General features: G+C 48.4%; 15 protein-coding genes. 2 read left to right on the forward strand and 13 right to left on the reverse strand.

The window, feature by feature from the left end:
- Positions 1 to 230: 230 nt before the first annotated feature.
- Together VIP81_RS16940 and VIP81_RS16945 are read left to right on the forward strand one after the other, a co-directional pair.
- Entirely contained in the window at positions 231 to 410 is a 180-nt protein-coding gene (locus VIP81_RS16940) for a hypothetical protein (RefSeq protein ID WP_331963387.1), read from the forward strand.
- 112 nt (positions 411 to 522) lie between these two features.
- Positions 523 to 1,155 (forward strand): hypothetical protein, encoded by a 633-nt coding sequence (locus VIP81_RS16945; protein WP_331963390.1) that lies wholly within the window; start codon positions 523 to 525, stop codon positions 1,153 to 1,155.
- 181 nt (positions 1,156 to 1,336) lie between these two features.
- On the opposite strand, the gene VIP81_RS16950 is transcribed toward VIP81_RS16945, so the two are convergent.
- From VIP81_RS16950 to VIP81_RS17010, 13 genes are all read right to left on the reverse strand, one after another.
- Entirely contained in the window at positions 1,337 to 2,926 is a 1,590-nt protein-coding gene (locus tag VIP81_RS16950; RefSeq protein ID WP_331963393.1) for a beta-N-acetylhexosaminidase, read from the reverse strand.
- A gap of 69 nt (positions 2,927 to 2,995) precedes the next feature.
- Positions 2,996 to 5,872 (reverse strand): DUF4132 domain-containing protein, encoded by a 2,877-nt coding sequence (locus VIP81_RS16955; protein WP_331963396.1) that lies wholly within the window; start codon positions 5,870 to 5,872, stop codon positions 2,996 to 2,998.
- Between the two features lie 67 nt (positions 5,873 to 5,939).
- Positions 5,940 to 7,079 (reverse strand): VWA domain-containing protein, encoded by a 1,140-nt coding sequence (locus tag VIP81_RS16960; RefSeq protein ID WP_331963399.1) that lies wholly within the window; start codon positions 7,077 to 7,079, stop codon positions 5,940 to 5,942.
- Positions 7,069 to 9,717, reverse strand: coding sequence for a DUF5682 family protein (locus VIP81_RS16965; protein WP_331963402.1), 2,649 nt, complete (start codon positions 9,715 to 9,717; stop codon positions 7,069 to 7,071). The genes VIP81_RS16960 and VIP81_RS16965 overlap by 11 nt, the downstream gene beginning before the upstream one ends.
- Before the next feature lie 300 nt (positions 9,718 to 10,017).
- Positions 10,018 to 11,097, reverse strand: coding sequence for an AAA family ATPase (locus VIP81_RS16970; RefSeq protein ID WP_331963405.1), 1,080 nt, complete (start codon positions 11,095 to 11,097; stop codon positions 10,018 to 10,020).
- Between the two features lie 78 nt (positions 11,098 to 11,175).
- Positions 11,176 to 12,639 (reverse strand): DUF5691 domain-containing protein, encoded by a 1,464-nt coding sequence (locus VIP81_RS16975; protein ID WP_331963408.1) that lies wholly within the window; start codon positions 12,637 to 12,639, stop codon positions 11,176 to 11,178.
- Positions 12,639 to 13,952 carry an SWIM zinc finger family protein gene (locus VIP81_RS16980; RefSeq protein ID WP_331963411.1) on the reverse strand — a complete coding sequence of 438 codons (1,314 nt, stop codon included), beginning with the start codon at positions 13,950 to 13,952 and terminating at the stop codon, positions 12,639 to 12,641. Before VIP81_RS16980 ends, VIP81_RS16975 begins: the two co-directional genes overlap by 1 nt.
- A 116-nt stretch (positions 13,953 to 14,068) precedes the next feature.
- A complete protein-coding gene (locus tag VIP81_RS16985) occupies positions 14,069 to 14,380 on the reverse strand; it encodes an iron-sulfur cluster assembly protein (protein ID WP_133808168.1) in 312 nt (103 codons plus the stop codon).
- Positions 14,377 to 14,805: a SufE family protein gene (locus VIP81_RS16990; protein WP_331963416.1), complete on the reverse strand. Its 429-nt coding sequence runs from the start codon at positions 14,803 to 14,805 to the stop codon at positions 14,377 to 14,379. The genes VIP81_RS16985 and VIP81_RS16990 overlap by 4 nt, the downstream gene beginning before the upstream one ends.
- A 10-nt stretch (positions 14,806 to 14,815) precedes the next feature.
- Positions 14,816 to 16,063, reverse strand: a complete 1,248-nt coding sequence (locus tag VIP81_RS16995) for a cysteine desulfurase (RefSeq protein ID WP_331963419.1) — start codon at positions 16,061 to 16,063, stop codon at positions 14,816 to 14,818.
- Between the two features lie 7 nt (positions 16,064 to 16,070).
- Positions 16,071 to 17,378, reverse strand: coding sequence for a Fe-S cluster assembly protein SufD (gene sufD / locus VIP81_RS17000; RefSeq protein ID WP_331963422.1), 1,308 nt, complete (start codon positions 17,376 to 17,378; stop codon positions 16,071 to 16,073).
- A 124-nt stretch (positions 17,379 to 17,502) separates the two neighbouring features.
- On the reverse strand, positions 17,503 to 18,267 hold the full coding sequence (sufC, locus tag VIP81_RS17005; RefSeq protein WP_331963425.1) for a Fe-S cluster assembly ATPase SufC: 765 nt from the start codon (positions 18,265 to 18,267) through the stop codon (positions 17,503 to 17,505).
- 41 nt (positions 18,268 to 18,308) lie between these two features.
- Positions 18,309 to 18,793: SufD family Fe-S cluster assembly protein (locus VIP81_RS17010; protein ID WP_331963429.1), on the reverse strand; the 485-nt coding region annotated here is incomplete at its 5' end.

Here is an 18,793-nt window from a genome sequence, read left to right on the forward strand (position 1 = left end):
CCATTTTCTTCGGTACCCCCAACTTTTTATAACCCACTGAGCATATTTCAGTTGTCTCCTGTTTTCAAGGCTGCCACCGTTTGGAAAATCTCCTTTTAATTGTGGACATTGTCCGACAATCAGTGGAAACGGGGTAACATCCCCAGCCGCTACCATTGCCAACAACGGGGAAAAGAGTAAGGCACTGCTTTTGTGGCGCATTGGTTATTGTTCACCAAAAATGTTTTCTTATGAAAGGTACCAGAAGTGAAAATACCCGGCAAAGTAAACAGCAACATTTCTCCAACATGCCCAAACCTGAAATAAGGGATAACCTCGACAGCCGTAAAAATGAGGAACAGGATTTTAAGGGAAAGGATACCACGCACAACGTCAAAGACACAAAAGAACATAAACATAAAAAACATTAATGGGGAAGACGGCGAATTACGAATTTGTAGGACGATTATCGGTTATTCTCTCCCTCACAAATTCGTAATTCGTAATTCAGCGTTCCCCTTCACGATTAAAAATATCAACGGTATGAGGAATGACCAAATGATGCTGACAGCCTGCCTGATAGCCGCTGTATTCTTTGCCTGCAATAGTCCTATGCAGAATAAGCAAGAGCAGGCGGCACATGATTCCGCCAATGCGCCTCCGAAGGGCCCCTCCACCGACGATAATAAAAGCATAACACGGGATACCACTTATGGCGACTATCACATCGCCGTGATTACTCACGGTAACGCATATATGCGCGACCTGACCCTCGCGGTTGGCAGTAAAAAAGACACTACCCTGGCAGACAGTATCACCGAAAAGGATGTAAAAGGGCAACTAAAAGATATCATGATCGCCGACCTGGATGGAAATGGCCAACCGGAAATTTATTTGTCGATGCTATCAGAAGGCACCGGGCATTATGGAAAGATCTATGCTTTTGACCTGGGCAAGCCCGTGGCCCGCATTAACACCAATTCTATTGATACCATGCAGCAGACAGCTTACCGGGGACAGGATACTTTTTATACCAAAGGGAAAAACCTGGTACGTACTTACCCGGCTTTCCGGGAAGGAGATCCGGATGCACTTACCGCGAGTACCAAAGGCATCATTTTGTATAACCTGAAACACGAAGGGGATACGTTGAAATTGTTGCCGGTGAAGGGCTGAAGGAGAAAGCAAAAAGCTATTGAGGCAAATGAACAGCGCATCTCTGCGGACTCATTTGTCTCAATAGCTTTTACTTTTCAGGAGTGCCTCTTAGGTCATTCGCCTCAAACGGGCTTTCAGCTTCCTAAGGTGCTGTTACCGTAATTCGCTTCAATAGCTTTTTGCTTTCTCCTTTCTGCTTTTAGCTTCTACGATAAACAATCCCTTCTTTATCCCAGCGTGCATAAAAATACTGCAAAGCTTGCTGAAACTGGGTAAAGTTCTTGTTAGCCGGTATGGTCCAGCCGTCTTCGGCATAGGCTGCCAGTCTCGGGAATACCTGGAGATTCATCGTTTTCACGTCTGGTGTCCACTCTCCCCACATCTGACAACCACTCCCCAGTATTTTTGAATAGTATTTCGGATCCAGTCCGCTGGGGATCGGATCAAAGCTGTAGGCTTTTTCCAGTGATATGTTGCTGTAGTCGAGATAGGTAGATGCGTGGTAGGAATTGATCACGTCATAACCTTTGGAAACGGCGTCAGTGATGAGTTGTAATTCTCCTTTCCAGAACTGAACAATGGTCCCTTGCGCCAGTTTTTCTTTGGCGGAAGCATCTTTCGCATCCGTGTACTCGTGCAGTTTGCTGCCCATGATTTCATTCCAACCTGCCATGCGGCGGCCTTTCTGGGCCAGGTATACGGAGATACTGTTGGTAAAGAAAATTTGCAGATCAGCGGGAGAGGCCAGGTGATGTGCTGCCATATAAGCCTGTACGCCGGCATCTGCTTTCCATTGGTCATATTTCACTTCATCACCACCAATATGGATCACTTTGGAAGGGAAGAGGGCGCTTACTTCATCCAGTACATCTTCTAAGAAGCGGGTTACTTTGGGATTGGAAACATTAAAAACGTCGTAATGCACCCCAAATGTGCCAGGAACTTTGATCGGCGCATTCTTGGTGCCTAACCAGGGATACGCGGCAATAGCAGCGCTGGAATGGCCCGGCATTTCTATTTCCGGTACGATGGTGATATGTCTGTCGGCCGCATACTTAATAATGGCTTTGATTTGCTCCTGTGTATAGCAGCCTTCATGTACTTTGCCATCAAAATTTTTGCTGTTCCAGGTACCTGTTTGGGTAGAGTCGCGTTTGCTGCCTACCGACGTCAACAAAGGATATTTTTTGATTTCTATGCGCCAGCCCTGGTCATCGGTGAGGTGCCAGTGAAATACGTTCATTTTCAGGAGCGCCATTTCATCCAGCAGGTGTTTCACCGTTTCACCGCCTTTGAAATAGCGGCCTTCATCCAGCATGAATGCTCTCCAGGAAAAGCGGGGTTTATCTTTGATGGAAACGGCTTCAATCGTATAGGTGTTTCCGTTAGCTGCAATCAACTGACGCAGGGATTGGATAGCATAAAAAATACCGGCGTTGGTGGCAGCGGTAATGGTGATGTTGCCTGGATTTACGAGTAACTGATAGCCTTCAGTGCCTAACTCTGATTGCAGTTTCTCATTTAACGTTAAACGGATAAAATCGCTTTTGGCAGTGGGTTTTAGTGACAAGTCGAGGCCATAGGTTTCCTGCAATGCTTGTTGCAGCTGGTTGGCCTCGCCGGCGCTCTTGCCTGGAATGATAGCAGTGGCGCCGGATAAAGTGAAGATGCCGGATAATGTTTTTACTTCCGATGGCTGCGGAATAATATGGATGGCTTGCAGCGGCAGGGTGCTTACTGACAGTAGCAGCAGGAATGCACCGGCCAGTGTATTGCGTAATTTTGGCATACGTAGATTTTAATTGTTCACTTGTTAAGTGTGAAAAAATACAAATAAAATCCCGTGATTTAAAAAAAGCTACACCAATGTTATTTGTTCCCTGGAAACCGAAATATCTGTGATGGCTTCTGAATAAAACACCGGTGGCACACTTTTCAGTGGCAACAGGCATTCTACCGCTTCCTTATCGGTACTGCGGAACCAGCGTTGTTGCGTTTTTGTTTTATCTATAAAATAGAGCTTCCCTAATTTATAACGGAAGCTGTCTTCTTTATAAATGCTGCTCATTTCTACTATTACTTCCAGTTGATGTTCGTCATCTGTTTTGTGATAGGCATATACATATTTACCATCACTACCTTCGCTGAGCTTCCAGCCTTTTTGTTCCATATACCGGTTCAGGATATCGCTCTCCATGGAAATATCTTCGAAATCATGTACCAGTGTGCTATAGGCCTGCTGCGGAGGCAGCGCAGCCACCGGTCTTTCCAATTGAGGAAAGACCGGTGTAATCTGAAGAACTGAAAATTTCTGCTTCCATTGCTGCAGGGTAGGAGCATCCAGGTAAACGGGATGCAGGATCCGTACTGCCGCATTTTCCGGAAGGGTAATGGTAGTATCTACTAATGTCAACAGCGTAGCATCTTCCCGGCAGTAGAAGGTGGTGATCAGCTGATCCTGCTCATCAAAGAGGGCCCACACCAACCGGGTAGCGTATACAAACATCACCGGATGGTGCAGAAAGAGTTGTTGCCATTGTGTGGCATTCCACTTTCTTTGAATGACCAGGAAATGCTCGAGCCGTGGTGACTGCGACTTCACTATTTCCGCCGCTTCTTTGGTGAGGGCTTTGAAGGACTCTTTTATTTCGCTGGAAGTGGCGGTTGGTATCGCTTTTAACTGCCGCTTATGATCGTTCAGATAAGCTGGTTTAAAGTGGCGATCCAGGAATACATAATAGGTATCATTCTTTACTTCGAAGGATTTAAACCGTCCATCGAAACCCAAATCAGGTATGATACGGTCGCCCAGTTCATGAATGCTGATGCCCATTTCTGTAGCGGTATTTTGCAGGGCTGCCAGGGCTGCTGCGCCGACGTTTGATTTGCGGATGCGATACCGGCGCGACAGGAATTCTACGGACCGCAGGGCCGGTGCACTGCCATGAAGCGCCAATGCGCCAACGCCGTGTTCAGCCATCTTCAGGCGCTTGGTGTCTATCCACTGCTGAACAGCGATACGAAGATTGGTTGCCATCTGATCGTCTCCAACAAGGGCCACTAAGGTCATCAGGTATTTATACTTTGCATCGCCTCCTCTTTCAATGTACATCTGAAACAGGTGTGTTGCAAAATCCCCGCTGCGGGAGCGGTCTATCAAACGCAGGAGTGGCTTTGCTTCCACGTCGGCGCGTATTTCTTTTACGCGGCCCATGCGGTACATCAGGAAACGAACCATATCAATGGAGAGCATGGTGCCGTCCAACAGGTAAAGTGGAGGCAGGATGCTGTCGTCCAGCCATTTTTCGGGTGGTTTGGTGAGCTTGCCTCTTTTCTTTGCAAAAGCAACCAGCTGTGTTACCACGGCTGCATCGTCTTCGCCGGTAATGGTATGGTCGCCCAATGTTTCCAGCATCAGGTCGCGGGCATCATCATTTTTCTCTTTCTGTAATATTTGCTGCAGCAATGTTCTGGCATACGGATTATTGAGCCGGCAGAGGATCTGTACACCGGTAAGGCGTTGATCCGCTTTGGTGCTTAACAAAAGTTCTGCTGCTTTTTCCAATGCCTGCGGATGTTCTGACAAAACAACGGCAACGAGCGTACGAACGGATTTCAGCTTGTGGTAGGTAAATGGCCAAAGCTGTTCTATGTATAGCGCGTTTGGTAACTGCGTTAGTGCCGGCAATACTATTCTTGCATCGTAGTCGTTCTCCAGTGCATTCATTAATAAGGATACCGCGTCTTCTTTGAGTTCATCTACCAGCAGCTGGAACGTATCCGGATGCAGGTAGCGTTTTTCACAAATGTAGTTATCCAGGTAAGGAAGCAGATTGGAACGGTCCTGTTGCAAGAGGGTGCGTATCGCCAGTATCCCCGATGGGGTAGTATCCAATATCCATTGGCCGGTTACCAGTGATCCGGTTAATGCGCGATCATCCATGCCTGTTTTGGGCGCATCCAGGTAATCGTAAGCGGTTTTTACCAGCCTTTGATTATATTTTTCCGGGAGATGATTAGCCAGTAGATGATAGCCATGGAGAGCCGCTGCATGATCCGGTAATAAGGCGGCGTTGTTGGTGGCTTTTTCAACGAGTGGTTCATATTTCTGCTGGTTGTTCAGCAGTAATACTTTCGATAGTGCATGCTGATCGGGCAGGTTGCCGGATAACAGCAGGATGTTTTCCAGGTATTCCATTTCGCGCTCCGGATGCCCTTTGGCCAGGAGGCGGTAAAATAGTGAATTCCAGTTTTTTTGTTTCCATGTAACGAGGTAGTCATCTATCACATGTCTTTCTGCGCTTTTGATCAGGTCCTGCAAAAATTTGCGCAGGGGCGTAAATTTCAGCGGTGCCAGGTCAAAGTTATTTCCATCGCCGGAGTAGCTGATCAGGTCGGACCCAATTTGTTCCGGTGTGGCGCCTCTTTGTTGGAGGAAGCTGGTAAAGTAACTGAATCGTAATACGATGGAGGAGGAAGTCCCCGGCATGTCCATCATAGGAACGATCCTGGTGAGGAAAAGATGTTTACACACTTTCCAGGTGTCAGGTGCCGCAATGAGTTGTAATACCAGGCGATCGTTGTCGTCCCAGTGTTCCGGCACTTGTAGTAATTGAATAAATAATCCGAGTGTGTTGTTGGTTTCGTCTGTGTTAAATACGGGTGGATAGAGGGTTTGCCCTGTAAGGAAATCTACCCCGGACCGTATAGGTTCATTGTTTTCATAGTTAGTCAAGTTCAGTCTTTCAAGCAGAGGTAGTATGTCTTCCTTTTTGTACGGCATAAGGTATAAGTAGATTCATTTATTTTTTCAGCACAATATCTTCTTTTGCGGCCCATTGTGCAACATCCTGTTTGCTCAATGCCATGGCCATCATGTCCGGAAATTTATCCGGGGAGCAGGCAAATACCGGAATGCCCAGGTTGGCCAGGAACTGCGCATTTTCATGATCGTAGCTGGGTGCGCCATCATCGTTTAGTGCCAGTAATACGATTACCTGCACACCTGCTGCCGCCAGGTCGGTAAAGCGTTTGCGCATGTTTTTTTCATCGCCGCCTTCAAAAAGATCGGTGATCAGTACCAGTACGGTGTCGGTGGGCCGGCTGATAATTTGTCCGCAATATTTCAGTGCGGCATTAATGTCTGTGCCACCGCCCAGCTGGACGCCAAACAACAGTTCTACCGGGTCCTGTAATTCTTCCGTAAGATCGGCAACGGCGGTATCAAAAACAACCATCTGCGTTTTTAGCGCAGGGATAGATGCCATGACGGCACCGAAGATACCGGAATACACCACAGAGGTTCCCATAGAGCCGCTCTGGTCCAGACATAATACCACTTCTTTGAGTGCCGACCTTTTACGGCCGTACCCAATCAGTGTTTCCGGGATAATAGTTTTGTAGGCAGGTTGGTAGTGCTGCAGGTTTTTCTGAATGGTCAGGTGCCAGTTCACTTCATTGTGGCGGGGGCGCCTGTTGCGCGCACTGCGGTTTAAGCTGCCGCTGATCGCCTGTTGTGTGGGCTGCGACAGTTTTTTCAGGAGGTCATCCACCACTTTTCTTACTACCTGTCGGGCCGTGTCTTTGGTTTTCTCCGGAATAACCCGGCTCAGTGTCATCAGGGTAGCTACCAGGTGTACGTCGGCTTCTACATTTTCCAGCATCTCTTTTTCAAAGAGCATCTGGGTGAGATTCAGTCGCTTCAGTGCATCCTGTTGCATCACCTGTACCACAGAGGACGGGAAATAGCTGCGTATGTCGCCCAGCCACCGGCTCACATTGGGAGAGGACGGGCCTAAGCCGCCCTGCCGGGTGCTGTCATACAACGCTTCCAGTGTTTTGTCTAGCTGCAGGTCCGTTTTATTCAACGAAAAGTCGGTACCATCATGCTGAGCTCCGCCCAGTACGAGCCGCCACCTGCGAACCTGTTCTTCATGCTCCATCTGCTAACAATTTTGAATCATCCAATCCCAGCATTTGCATCACTACCGGGATACCTCTGGCGCCGAGATCGTTGTCGATACCCCCTAGGGTAGCGACTTTTATGCTGCTGCCACTACCGCCGTTCTTCACTTTGTCGCCCAGTTTTTTCCGTTCCGGGGCGGTAAAGTTAGAAAAGGTGCGGCGTAATAACGGCAATACCTGTATGAAAATATCATTTTCCAGCTGAGAAACCCAGCGATGTACCATTCCCCATAGCTCTTCATCCAGCAGCAGCAGGGTGCCGCTGCCTCTCAGAAAGCCTTCCAGCCAGGCCGCCGCCAGTGAAGGCGGGTTGGCTACGGACATGGATACACTAAAGGCCCTGCTCAATATTTCTCCCGCTATGATCTTCGCATCGAATAACAGCCGGGTAGCATATCCGGCTATCATGGGGGCGGATTGTTCATTGCGGGAAATGGCCTGCAGGGTTTGTTGCCAGGAGCTGCTGAGGTCTTTGTGCTGCAAGAGGCTGATGGCATCATTCATGGCGTAGAAAAGATCCAGTAACGCCAGTGCAGCATCTTCCGCCACGGAAGTACAGGCTGCCGGCAAACTGATACAGATACGGCCAATCATGCTTTCAGTGATATCATTCACCAGGGCGGCATCCGTTTTACGTACGTTACCATACCGGCTGATGCTCACCAGAGAAGGAATCACTTCCATCAACTGTAATACATCGCCGGAAGCTGCCGCAAGGTTGTTGATCCGATGAATCAGCACTTCCACGATGGCCGGCAATTCCGCCGGTATCGCCGATTCCAGCATTTTGCATACCTGTTGAAGGGTGCTCGTATTTTCGGCACTGTGGGTCACAAAGCGGGTAGTTGCTTCTGCTACGGTATTACCCCAGCTGCCTTTTTCAATGATGTCTATTGAAAAAGCCGGGTCCCACTGCAGTCGCCATTGTTCCTTAAAAGTCCCCTTACCGGATATCTCCGAGCGTTTGCCCCAATGGATTTCCAGCAACTGCAGCCGGTGCAGGAAAATACTTCTTTCCAGGTCGGTGTCTTTGCGCAAATCCAGTATATAGTCTTTGAAATCAGCTGTTTGCGGCAATCTCAGTTTCTTTTGCCACTTAGCAATATCTGCTTGCAGTGGGGGCGTAGGGACTTCTATCGGTACTCTTCCAATGCGGTTACGCACAATGAGTTCATTGCGTATCAGCTGCATGAGGATACTCTCTCCATTGCACAGTACACTGAGTGTTGCTTCATTCAGCTCTTCCAGTCCGGGGCGTGCATAGTGCCGGAGTGATGCCAGCGCGTTGGCCAGTCTCACTGCTTCCATCACATGCGCTACGGAGGTATCCTGTTGTTGTTCCCGGAAAAGTTTGGCTACCAATGCCATCCATCGGGTACCGTCGTCGGTGGGATGTTCCCAGATATGTTCGTACCAACCGGGGGAGGGAATACCCGCGCCATAGCCGCTTTCGTAACTCAATCGGCTATACGTCCATGGAATCCAGGTGCATTCCACTTTGGCTTTAGGCAGTCCTTTCAGGAGGTCGTTGTCTTCTTTTTGTTTGGGCATATTTTGCAGTGCCGGCGCATGCCAGGCGCCGCATATCACCGCTATCCGCTGGAACATTTCCTTTTCTGCCAGCCGGATGCATTTGCGCATCCAGGCTTCCCGGAGTTGTTCGAGGTGGTCTTCCCGCCGGGGTAATTCTTCCCGAAGCGCCTGCATGGCGTCGTTCACTGCTTCAAAAACGGACGCCTGTTCCAGGCGGTATTCAAACATATGTTCCCACCATCTTTCTCCATCGTCGTAACCGGCAGCAGCTGCCAGGTGCGAAATAGGATCACGTGCAGGGATAAACGACGTTTCGGGGACTTCGGTAAAAGTATCCTCTGCACTGTGATGGCGTGCATTGTTAGCACTGCGGCGGGTACGAAGTGCGGCACTATTTACCGGTGTGGGAGGCGTTGCCTCGTTGTCTGGGCGGCCACGTGTTTCGTCGTTGGTGCCGGTAACTTCCTCGTTCGTTACTTCAGAAGTAGCGTTATTGTTGGCGCTCGGCGATCCCTCCGTTGTTACTTCAGCGGTAGCTTCGTTGTTAATATTGGCAGCTCCTTCATTTGTTTCTTCAGCAGTAGCTGTGCTGTTGTTGGCGCTGGCTGATCCCTTCGCTGTTACTTCAGCGGTAGCTTCGTTATTGGTGGTGAGACCTCTCTGCGTTGTTCCGTCGCCGTTAACTTCGTTAATATCTCTGGCAACTTCTTCACCTGTTCCTTCGCTTGCCGCTTTTTCCGCAGCCTTGGCCGCGGCCTCATTTTCCATTCCGAATACATGCGCCAATGGCAAATCCATAAAGCGCGCATGTATGCGATGCTGCTTTGCATATAACATGGCCTGCCATTCCGGTGAAAAGGCCGCGAATGGATAAAAGCAGGCTTTCTGCGGACTATCAGGCTGATAAGCAAGGATGGCTACCGGCGGCTGCAAATCCTCATGACCTGCCCATTGCAGCAATGCATCTGCTTCCGGTGGTCCTTCTATCAGCACAATATCCGGTTGCAGCTCTTTCAGAAAAGCCGCAACATTCCTGGCAGAACCAGGTCCGTGATGCCGGATACCTAAAATATGTACAGACATATGTAGCGCTTAATCGTAAAATAAATGTGTTTTTTGCGGTTGATATCTCACGAAAATTTATAAAGATAAAATGCTGATTATTAAACGGATAAGAGCATTTATTTGATTATAAACGATAAATTGTATGCAGGAGTAATTGCATTAGCAGCCTTGTCGATGAATCATCTCCCAATCCTGCTCTGCACCTCATCATCTCCACCTCCTCATCTCCACCTCCTCATCTCCACCTCATCATCTCCCTATCCTCCTCACCATATAATTATCATTACCACATACTCCTTATCTACCAACCTTTTTCCGCTAAACCAAATCCCGGCAGGCGCGGTAAACATCTTTCCAGTCTTCCCGTGTTTTAACCACCGTTTCCAGATATTCCTGCCATACCAGTTTATCCTGCACCGGATCTTTCACCACGGCCCCGATAATACCTGCAGCCAGATCAGCTGCATTCAGCCTTCCATCACCAAAGTAAGCAGCCAGGGCTAAACCGTTGTTAACCACAGAAATAGCCTCTGCTGTACTGAGTGTACTGCCGGGAGATTTTAATTTTGTTTTACCATCCAGGGTAACGCCATTGCGCAGTTCCCGGAAGATGGTAACGATGCGGCGGATTTCTTCCAGCGCAGGTTTTTCTGCCGGTAACTCCATCACCTTTTCGAAACTTTCCACCCGTCTTCTCACGATATCAATTTCCTCTTCCATGGAATCCGGTACGGGCAGTATAACGGTATTGAACCTACGTTTTAATGCACTCGATAATTCGTTAACGCCTTTATCCCGGTTGTTGGCCGTGGCAATAACATTGAATCCTTTGGTGGCCTGGACTTCGGTATTCAGTTCCGGTATAGGCAAGGTTTTTTCAGACAGGATGGTGATCAGTGTATCCTGCACATCGGCGCCTATACGGGTCAGTTCTTCTATTCGGACTATTTTACCGTCCTGCATGGCCCGCATCACCGGTGTTTCCACCAATGCATTTTTGGAGGGTCCTTCTGCCAGGAGGCGGGCATAGTTCCAGCCATAACGGATGCTTTCTTCGCTGGTGCCGGCAGTACCTTGTATGATCATGGTTGAATCACCGCTGATGGCGGCGGCCAGGTGTTCACTCACCCAGCTTTTGGCGGTGCCGGGTAATCCATATAACAACAGGGCCCGATCCGTAGCCAGGGTGGCCACGGCAATTTCCATCAGGCGTCTGCTGCCAATATATTTAGGGCTTACTTCAAAACCGTTTTTCAGTGTCCCGCCTATCAGGTAGGTGACTACCGACTGAGGGGATAACAGCCAGTTGTGAGGACGCTTTTCGGAGTCCTGCTTTTTTAGTTCTTCCAGCTCTTGGGCAAAAAGCTGTTCGGCGTGATAACGTAAAATGTCTGACATGGAGCAGTTAGTTTTTAGCGCTTAGCTGTTAGCCGTTGGGTGTTGTTGGTTGCTGGTCCAGGGCTAAAGCGGTGAAAATTATTTTTTAAAACCTCCCGGTAGCTGGCTTTTAGCCTGTAAGAGCCGGCCCAGGTGTACTTTTATATTATTCCAGTAGCCTACATGGTAAGATTCCGCCGGCACAATGTCATCGAGGGTAGCGCTGATGGCTACCGGAATCTGGCGGATCACGTTATTCATGAATAGCTGGTTATAGGTATACGGTTGTGTGGCAGCGTACCGCATAATTTTGGTACATAATGTCACACTCCATTCCTCCGGATTGTTAGTGGCATATTTAATAATGGTTTCCGGATGTTCATCAAAAAATTTCTCGCTGAACTGTTGCTGCTGATCTGTTGGCAGCATAGGAATGATATCAATATAAAATGTGTCACTGTGGCGCATAAATGTAACCGCCCGTTGCCGGTCTTCAAACCAGGTAATGGCTTGTACCAGGGCCGGTACAAAGGGTTGCAGTGACTCATATTGCAGGAACAAGTTGATCACTTCCGCCGAAGACCGGCCAAAATGGGCTTCCCAGCGGGAGGGATGCACCAGGGAGATCAGCTGATACAGGATATGTGTATCATCCGACACCTTTTTATCGTTGCTGAGTTTTTCGATGCCGCTTTGAAAAATGTAGTCGTCTTTCAATTCCGGTAAGGCCACCACTACATGACCGTCTTCCTGCAGTTGTACTGCGCCGGCTATGATCTGCCAGTATTGTTCATGCAGCGAAGACCCGGGCAGTTTTTTCAGGAGGCGGATCACCGTTTCCTTTACCTGCTTGCTTTTTTCAGTAAGCAATGACTCCAGCCATTCGATGTCTGATTCCTGCGGTGGTTGTTCCAGCACCGTTAGCAACTCTGCTTTTACTGTAGCACTTTCTTTCGGCCAGGTTCGCTGCAGCCAGGTGAGGGCCATCACGGGATCGGTCACACGTAATTCTCTCAGGGCTTCTACCCGTTGGGCAGTAGCGCCGTTGTCCCATCTTTCTTCCAGTGTTTCTGCTACCCGGGAGAAATTCCAGTCCGGGTTAAATTGCCCGAGCCACTCCGCTCTATGGCCGCCGGCAGCAGCGGTGAGTACCCGTAATGATTTATTGCGCCATGCTTTGTCCAGCATCACCGGCAGTTGCGCAGGAGGCAGTAACAAGTTGGCTTTGGTGCAGTATTCCAGCCAGAGCAGCAGCAGTTGTATACTGTCTGTTTCCAGCACAGGTTGCAATACCCGGATAGCGGCAGGAGGGCAGTAGGCTTTGGTTTCCGCCGCACAAACCGTCATCGGTTGAACGGCGGCGGTTACCGGTTGTGTACCACTTTGCCGGTAATTATATATCACGGACGCCAGTTGCAGGAACTGTTCTTCTCTATCAGTCGATGCGTTGCCCAGGATCTTGTCTGCCGCTATTTGCAACGGACCATTTAATCCCTGGCTGTCTGCCTGCTTTTTAGCAGTGCCCAGCAGGGCGGTATTGATAATATGATTCCAGCGCTCCATTATAATATTTTGTATTCATGTTCATGCCATACGCCGATTGGCTCATATTGCATTTCTCTTCCGGTAACGGCCATGGAAAGCGGTGCACCTCCGCTGAGGGCCAGCAGTTTCCAGATATGCGGGAATCCTTTTTTCAACGGCATCAGTTGTTGCCGGTTGTCTTGCAGCCACCATTGCTCCTGGTACCATACGGGGGCAAGGTCCGCAATCGTATATACCTGGTCGTTATACACCGGTAGTGCCGAGCTGATGTCTGTTTGTGCCGCCACAACTTCCTCCCATCCGGCAAAGCCGCTGAAGCTATGATCCGGGGGAACCGTCATTTGTTGTTTGACGATGGCCCGCAGTGGCGCAGCAGAAGGGTAGTAGACCAATTCCGCCTGAATGGTGGCGCCGGGCGTGAGTGGATTCGCGATGGTGCTTTGACCACGTACAAAAAACTGGAGTATCAGTGCCCGTCGTTTTGTATGAATTCCGTATAGCCAATACCGTTCTACCACCAGCCGGTCTTCTTCTGTAGTCTGTTTCCCCAGTATCCGCCAGGTATCGGTGATGCCGGTTTGTTCTTTCAGCTCCTCCTGTGCCTGGGCAAAACCAATCAAACTTCGTACATCCTGCTGCAGTGTTTCCGGCAGCTGATCCAGGTGCTGATAGCCCTGTATCACCAGGTAAATACGGAGCAGCTGATTCATGAAAACGGTTTGCCAGCCTTCATGGAAGTAGCTGATATCGGCTAGTTCGCGCATCATGGCCGCGAGCCCGGGGGCCTGGGCATCCACCATACGGCGAATCATATTTTCAAAAAAGGAAGGATCTTTTTCCGGGAGGTCCATGATACCATTGCGTATCAGGTCTTTTATCCAGCGCAGTAGTTCCGCAGTGCCATCGCTGACTTTCTGCTGTCTGGCCTGTTGTCTTTTCGCCTGGGCGTTGGTGTCTACCTGTTTTTCAGGCGCCGTGGCGGCAACAGCTTTCTTCTCTTCCCGCTCGGCGCGTTTGGCTAACCATTCGCTGACCCAGGATGGTGGCGTTTGTGCTGCAAAGGAGTCGGGCTGCCGGGAATACTGTAATAGCAGTCCCAAACCATGCTTGCAGGGAAACTTACGACTGGGGCAACTGCATTTGAATGCCATGTTGCCGGTGTCTATTTGTGTCTGGTATGGTTTGCTGCCGCTACCCTGGCATTCTCCCCATAACGCATTATCACCAATGCCCTTGCTGACCCATTTGGCCGGGTTGGCCAGGTCTTTCCCCGATTTACGGGAAGAGTCATCAGGCGCCATAGCAAGCACTTGTTCGTCGGATAGGTTCAATGGATTAACGATTTAAGGCACAAAGTAAATAATTCCATAAAATAAAAAACCAAATATCAAATAACACTACGCAGTGTATTTGGTATTTGGTTCAATTATCTGATAAATTTCAGGACTTACAGAAAGCCCAGTTCCAGCTTTGCTTCTTCACTCATCATATCTCTGGTCCAGGGTGGATCAAAAGTAAGGTGCACATCTACATCAGACACTCCTTCTATATTCCTTACTTTTTCATCTACTTCACGGATAATATCTCCGGCTACCGGGCAACCAGGAGCAGTCAGCGTCATATCGATACCAATCCGGTTGTTTTCCTTGATCTTGATGGCGTATACCAAACCCAGTTCCATGATGTTCACCGGGATTTCCGGATCAAATACGGTTCTGAGCTGCTCTTCTATCTGTTCTCTTAATGTTGCTTCACTCATTGCTGGTTAATTTTTGCCTGGTAAGCGATCGCATATAGCTTCATTTGTTTCAGCATACTCAGCAACCCGTTCGAACGGGTAGGGGAGAGATGACTGCTCAAACCAATGGCGTCGATAAAATAGATATCTGCTGCTGCAATGTCTTTGGGCGTATGACCGGAAAGTACATAAATCATTAAACTCACCAGTCCTTTGGTGATGACGGCATCACTGTCGCCGGTAAAAAACAGTTTCCCGTCTTTCAGCGCTGTGTGCAGCCATACGCGGGATTGACAGCCTTTGATCAGGTTGTCCGGTGTTTTAAATTCTTCTGCAATGAGCGGCAATTCCTTACCTAACTGGATGATATATTCGTACTTATCTTCCCAGCTACCCATTACCGAAAAATCGGATATTATTTCTTCCTGTATTTCCTGAATCGTCATATTCACCTGTTTACAAAAGCATGGCGGCGGCTCTTTTAATGCCGGCTACCAGTTTGTCTATTTCTTCCTTGGTATTATAAAAAGAGAGTGATGCACGAACCGTACCGGGGATCTTGAAGAGATCCATCAGCGGCTCTGTGCAGTGATGTCCTGTTCTTACCGCAATACCTTGCTGGTCCAGCAATTCGCCCATATCAAACGGGTGAATGTTATGTACCAGGAAGGAGATCGCACCACTTCTGTGGGCAGCATCCCCGATAAAGCGGATGCCATCGATCTTACGCAATTCCTGCATCGCATATTCCATCAGCTCTTCTTCCCGCTGCTGGATTTTAGAGATGCCGGTCTTTTGTAAATATTCAATCGCCGTACCCAGCGCAATGGCGCCTGCAATATTAGGGGTACCGGCTTCGAATTTATACGGTAGTTCGTTATAGATCGTTTTCTCGAAAGTAACCGTCTTGATCATATCACCACCGCCCTGATAGGGAGGCAGTTTATCCAGCCATTCCTTTTTACCATACAGCACACCGGTACCGGTAGGTGCATATATTTTATGGCCGGAAAATGCCAGGAAATCCACGTCCAGGGCCTGTACATCAATACTGATATGTTGAATGGCCTGTGCGGCATCCAGCAGTACCGGTATATTTCGTGCATGCGCCAGCGTGATGATGTCCTGTACCGGATTGATCGTGCCCATGGTATTCGATACATAGGTAACGGATACTATTTTCACGGTGTCGTCCAGCATGGCTTCGTATGCATCCATCAGCAGTTCACCGCGTTCATTGATAGGAATGACCTTCAGTGTGGCGCCGCTTTCTTCGCAGGCAATCTGCCAGGGCACTATATTACTATGGTGTTCCATGGAAGAAATGATCACACTGTCGCCTGCCTTCAGGAACCGACGGCCCAGGGTATTAGCTACCAGGTTGATACCGTCTGTTGTGCCTTTGGTGAAGATAACTTCATGTGGATCTGCTGCGTTGATAAAGCCGGCTACGGTGATACGGGCTTTCTCGTATGCATTCGTGGCTACCTGGCTCAGGTGGTGTACACCCCGGTGCACATTGCTGTTATATTCTTCATAATAGCGGGCTTCCGCTGCTATTACTACCTGCGGCTTCTGCGTGGTGGCTCCGTTATCGAAGTACACCAGCGGTTTGCCATGTACCTGTTGTTGCAGGATAGGAAAGTCCTTTCTGATCTGCGCTACATCCAGGCCGGCGGTTACTATGTTAGCAATATGTTCCATCGTAATTTTAGTTATTCATGATCTCCGCAATCTGCTCCTGCAGGTAATGTTGCAGGGCTGGTACCTTTATGGCATCTGTAATGTCATGAGAGAAGGCATTTACCATCAGGGCTTTTGCCGCATCTTCACCTATGCCACGGGAGCGCAGGTAAAACATGGACTCTTCGCTGAACTGACCGGCAGTAAAACCATGACTGCATTTTACATCATCGGCATATATTTCCAGCTGTGGCTGTGAGTTGATATCTGCCTTGTTGCCCAGCAGCAGGTTATTGTTCTGCTGGAATGCATTGGTTTTCTGCGCTTCCTGGTGTACCAGGATTTTACCGGTGAATACGCCATTGGCGTTATCCAGCAGTACGCCTTTGTACAGTTCATTACTGTTACAGTCAGGCATGATATGATCCATGAAAGTATGGTTATCTACATGCTGATGTTTGCTGGCAATATATAAACCGTTCAGATTAGTTTCAGTATGACTGCCATTCAGTGCCACGCTCAGGTTATTACGGGTGAACGGGGTATTGGGCAGGGTGAAATTAAAATGATGATAACGGCTGTCTTTATGTTGCTGTGCAGCAGTGGTATGTACTTCGCGGAAGCTTTCTTCTCCCTGTTGTACATTATAATGCCACAGTTCTGCATTTTCCAGGATCACGGTTTCCAGTACACTGTTGGCAAATGCCACAGTAGCGGTTTCCGGATGCACGGAGCTTTCGATAATAGTAGCGGCAGCGCTTCTGTTCAGGATCCACAGGTGACGTGGCTGAATCACTGCGTGTGCGGTGCAGGAATACACATGTACCACGTGTACAGGCTTGTCCAGTACGGTGTTGGCAGCCAGTTCTATATACAAACCATCTGAAAACAGGGCAGTATTGAGCTGGGCCATTGATTCGCCTGCCAGGTGTTTTTGTTCGTTGAAATACGTTACAAAACCGGGAGCAGTAGTATGTGCGCTCATGGCGCCCACCGTGATGCCTTTACCTTCGGGCAGGGTAGACTGATCTGCCTGCAGGTGACCGTTTACCAGTACTATGCGGTAGCAATCCAGTTCAGGAATTGCTTTGCTTGCTGCTACTGCAGCGGAAACTGTGGTAGCAGTGGTCAGCAATTCGTATGGAAATTCTTTCAGATAGCGCTGAATATTCGTGTAGCGCCATGCTTCCGTCTTCAGCGTAGGAAGTCCGGTTGCTGTAAAGCGCTCCAGCGCCTTGCGGCGGATGTCGTGCAGTGCATCGGTAGCAGGGGCCGAAACCTGTGCTGACAGTGCATTTACATCTTCCGTTAACGCCTGGTAAAATGGCAATATCATATTGCTTATCATAATTTATATCTAAATTATGAATTACGAATTACGAATTACGAATTACGGATCTCAGTGGATATCATATCTCCTCACAAATCCGTAATTCGTAATTCGTAATTCGTAATTCTTCTTATACAGATTCTTTCAAATGTAATTCCTCTTTCAGCCAGTCGTATCCTCTTTCTTCCAGTTCCAGTGCCAGTTCTTTGGTACCGGTCTTGATGATACGGCCATTGTATAATACATGCACGAAGTCAGGTATGATATACTCCAGCAGGCGTTGATAGTGAGTAATCACTACGAAAGATTTTTCTGCATCACGTAATTTGTTTACACCATTTGAAACAATACGCAGTGCATCGATATCTAATCCGGAATCTGTTTCATCCAGTATTGCCAGCTGTGGATCCAGCATAGCCAGTTGGAAAATTTCGTTACGTTTCTTTTCACCACCGCTGAATCCTTCGTTCAGAGAACGATTCATCAGGTTGGAATGAAAATCTACCAGTTGTTGTTTTTCTTTGGTCAGCTTCAGGAACTCTCTTGCTTCGAGGGCAGGAAGACCTTTATACGCCCTGATTTCATTCAGTGCCGTTTTCATGAAGTTGAGGTTAGAAACACCTGGTATTTCTACAGGGTATTGAAAGGCCAGAAATACACCTTCGCGGGCGCGATCTTCCGGAGCCATATCCAGCAGATTTTTGCCGTTGAACCATACTTCCCCTTCGGTAACAGTATAGTTATCACGACCCGCCAAAACAGAAGCCAGTGAGCTTTTGCCGGAACCGTTAGGTCCCATGATCGCGTGCATTTCTCCTTTGTTTATTTCGAGATTAATGCCTTTCAGAATTTTTTTCCCTTCTACTTCTGCGTGCAGATTTTTAATCGTCAGCATGATTGTTTTTTTCGTTCTGTATGTATTAGTTGAATAATGAATTATCCAACGCTTCCTTCAAGTGTAATAGATAATAATTTCTGTGCTTCCACGGCAAATTCCATTGGCAGCTGGTTCAGTACTTCCTTCACATAACCGTTTACGATCAGGGCCACTGCTTTCTCACTGTCGATGCCACGTTGATTCAGGTAGAAGATCTGATCTTCTCCGATCTTCGAAGTGGTGGCTTCGTGTTCGATCATCGCAGTTTTGTTCCTGGATTCGATATAAGGGAATGTGTGAGATCCGCATTGGTTACCAATCAGCAGGGAATCGCACTGGGTGAAGTTACGGGCATTGTCTGCACGTGGCCCAACGGATACCAGTCCGCGGTAGCTGTTGTCACCCCTGCCGGCAGAAATACCTTTGGAAATGATACGGCTCTTGGTGCCTTTTCCGATATGGTGAATTTTGGTACCGGTATCAGCAATCTGTTTGTTACGTACTACTGCTACGGAATAAAATTCGCCTTCAGAATAATCGCCCT

Origin of the sequence: Chitinophaga sp., assembly GCF_036566945.1 — a bacterium.
Lineage (GTDB): Bacteria > Bacteroidota > Bacteroidia > Chitinophagales > Chitinophagaceae > Chitinophaga.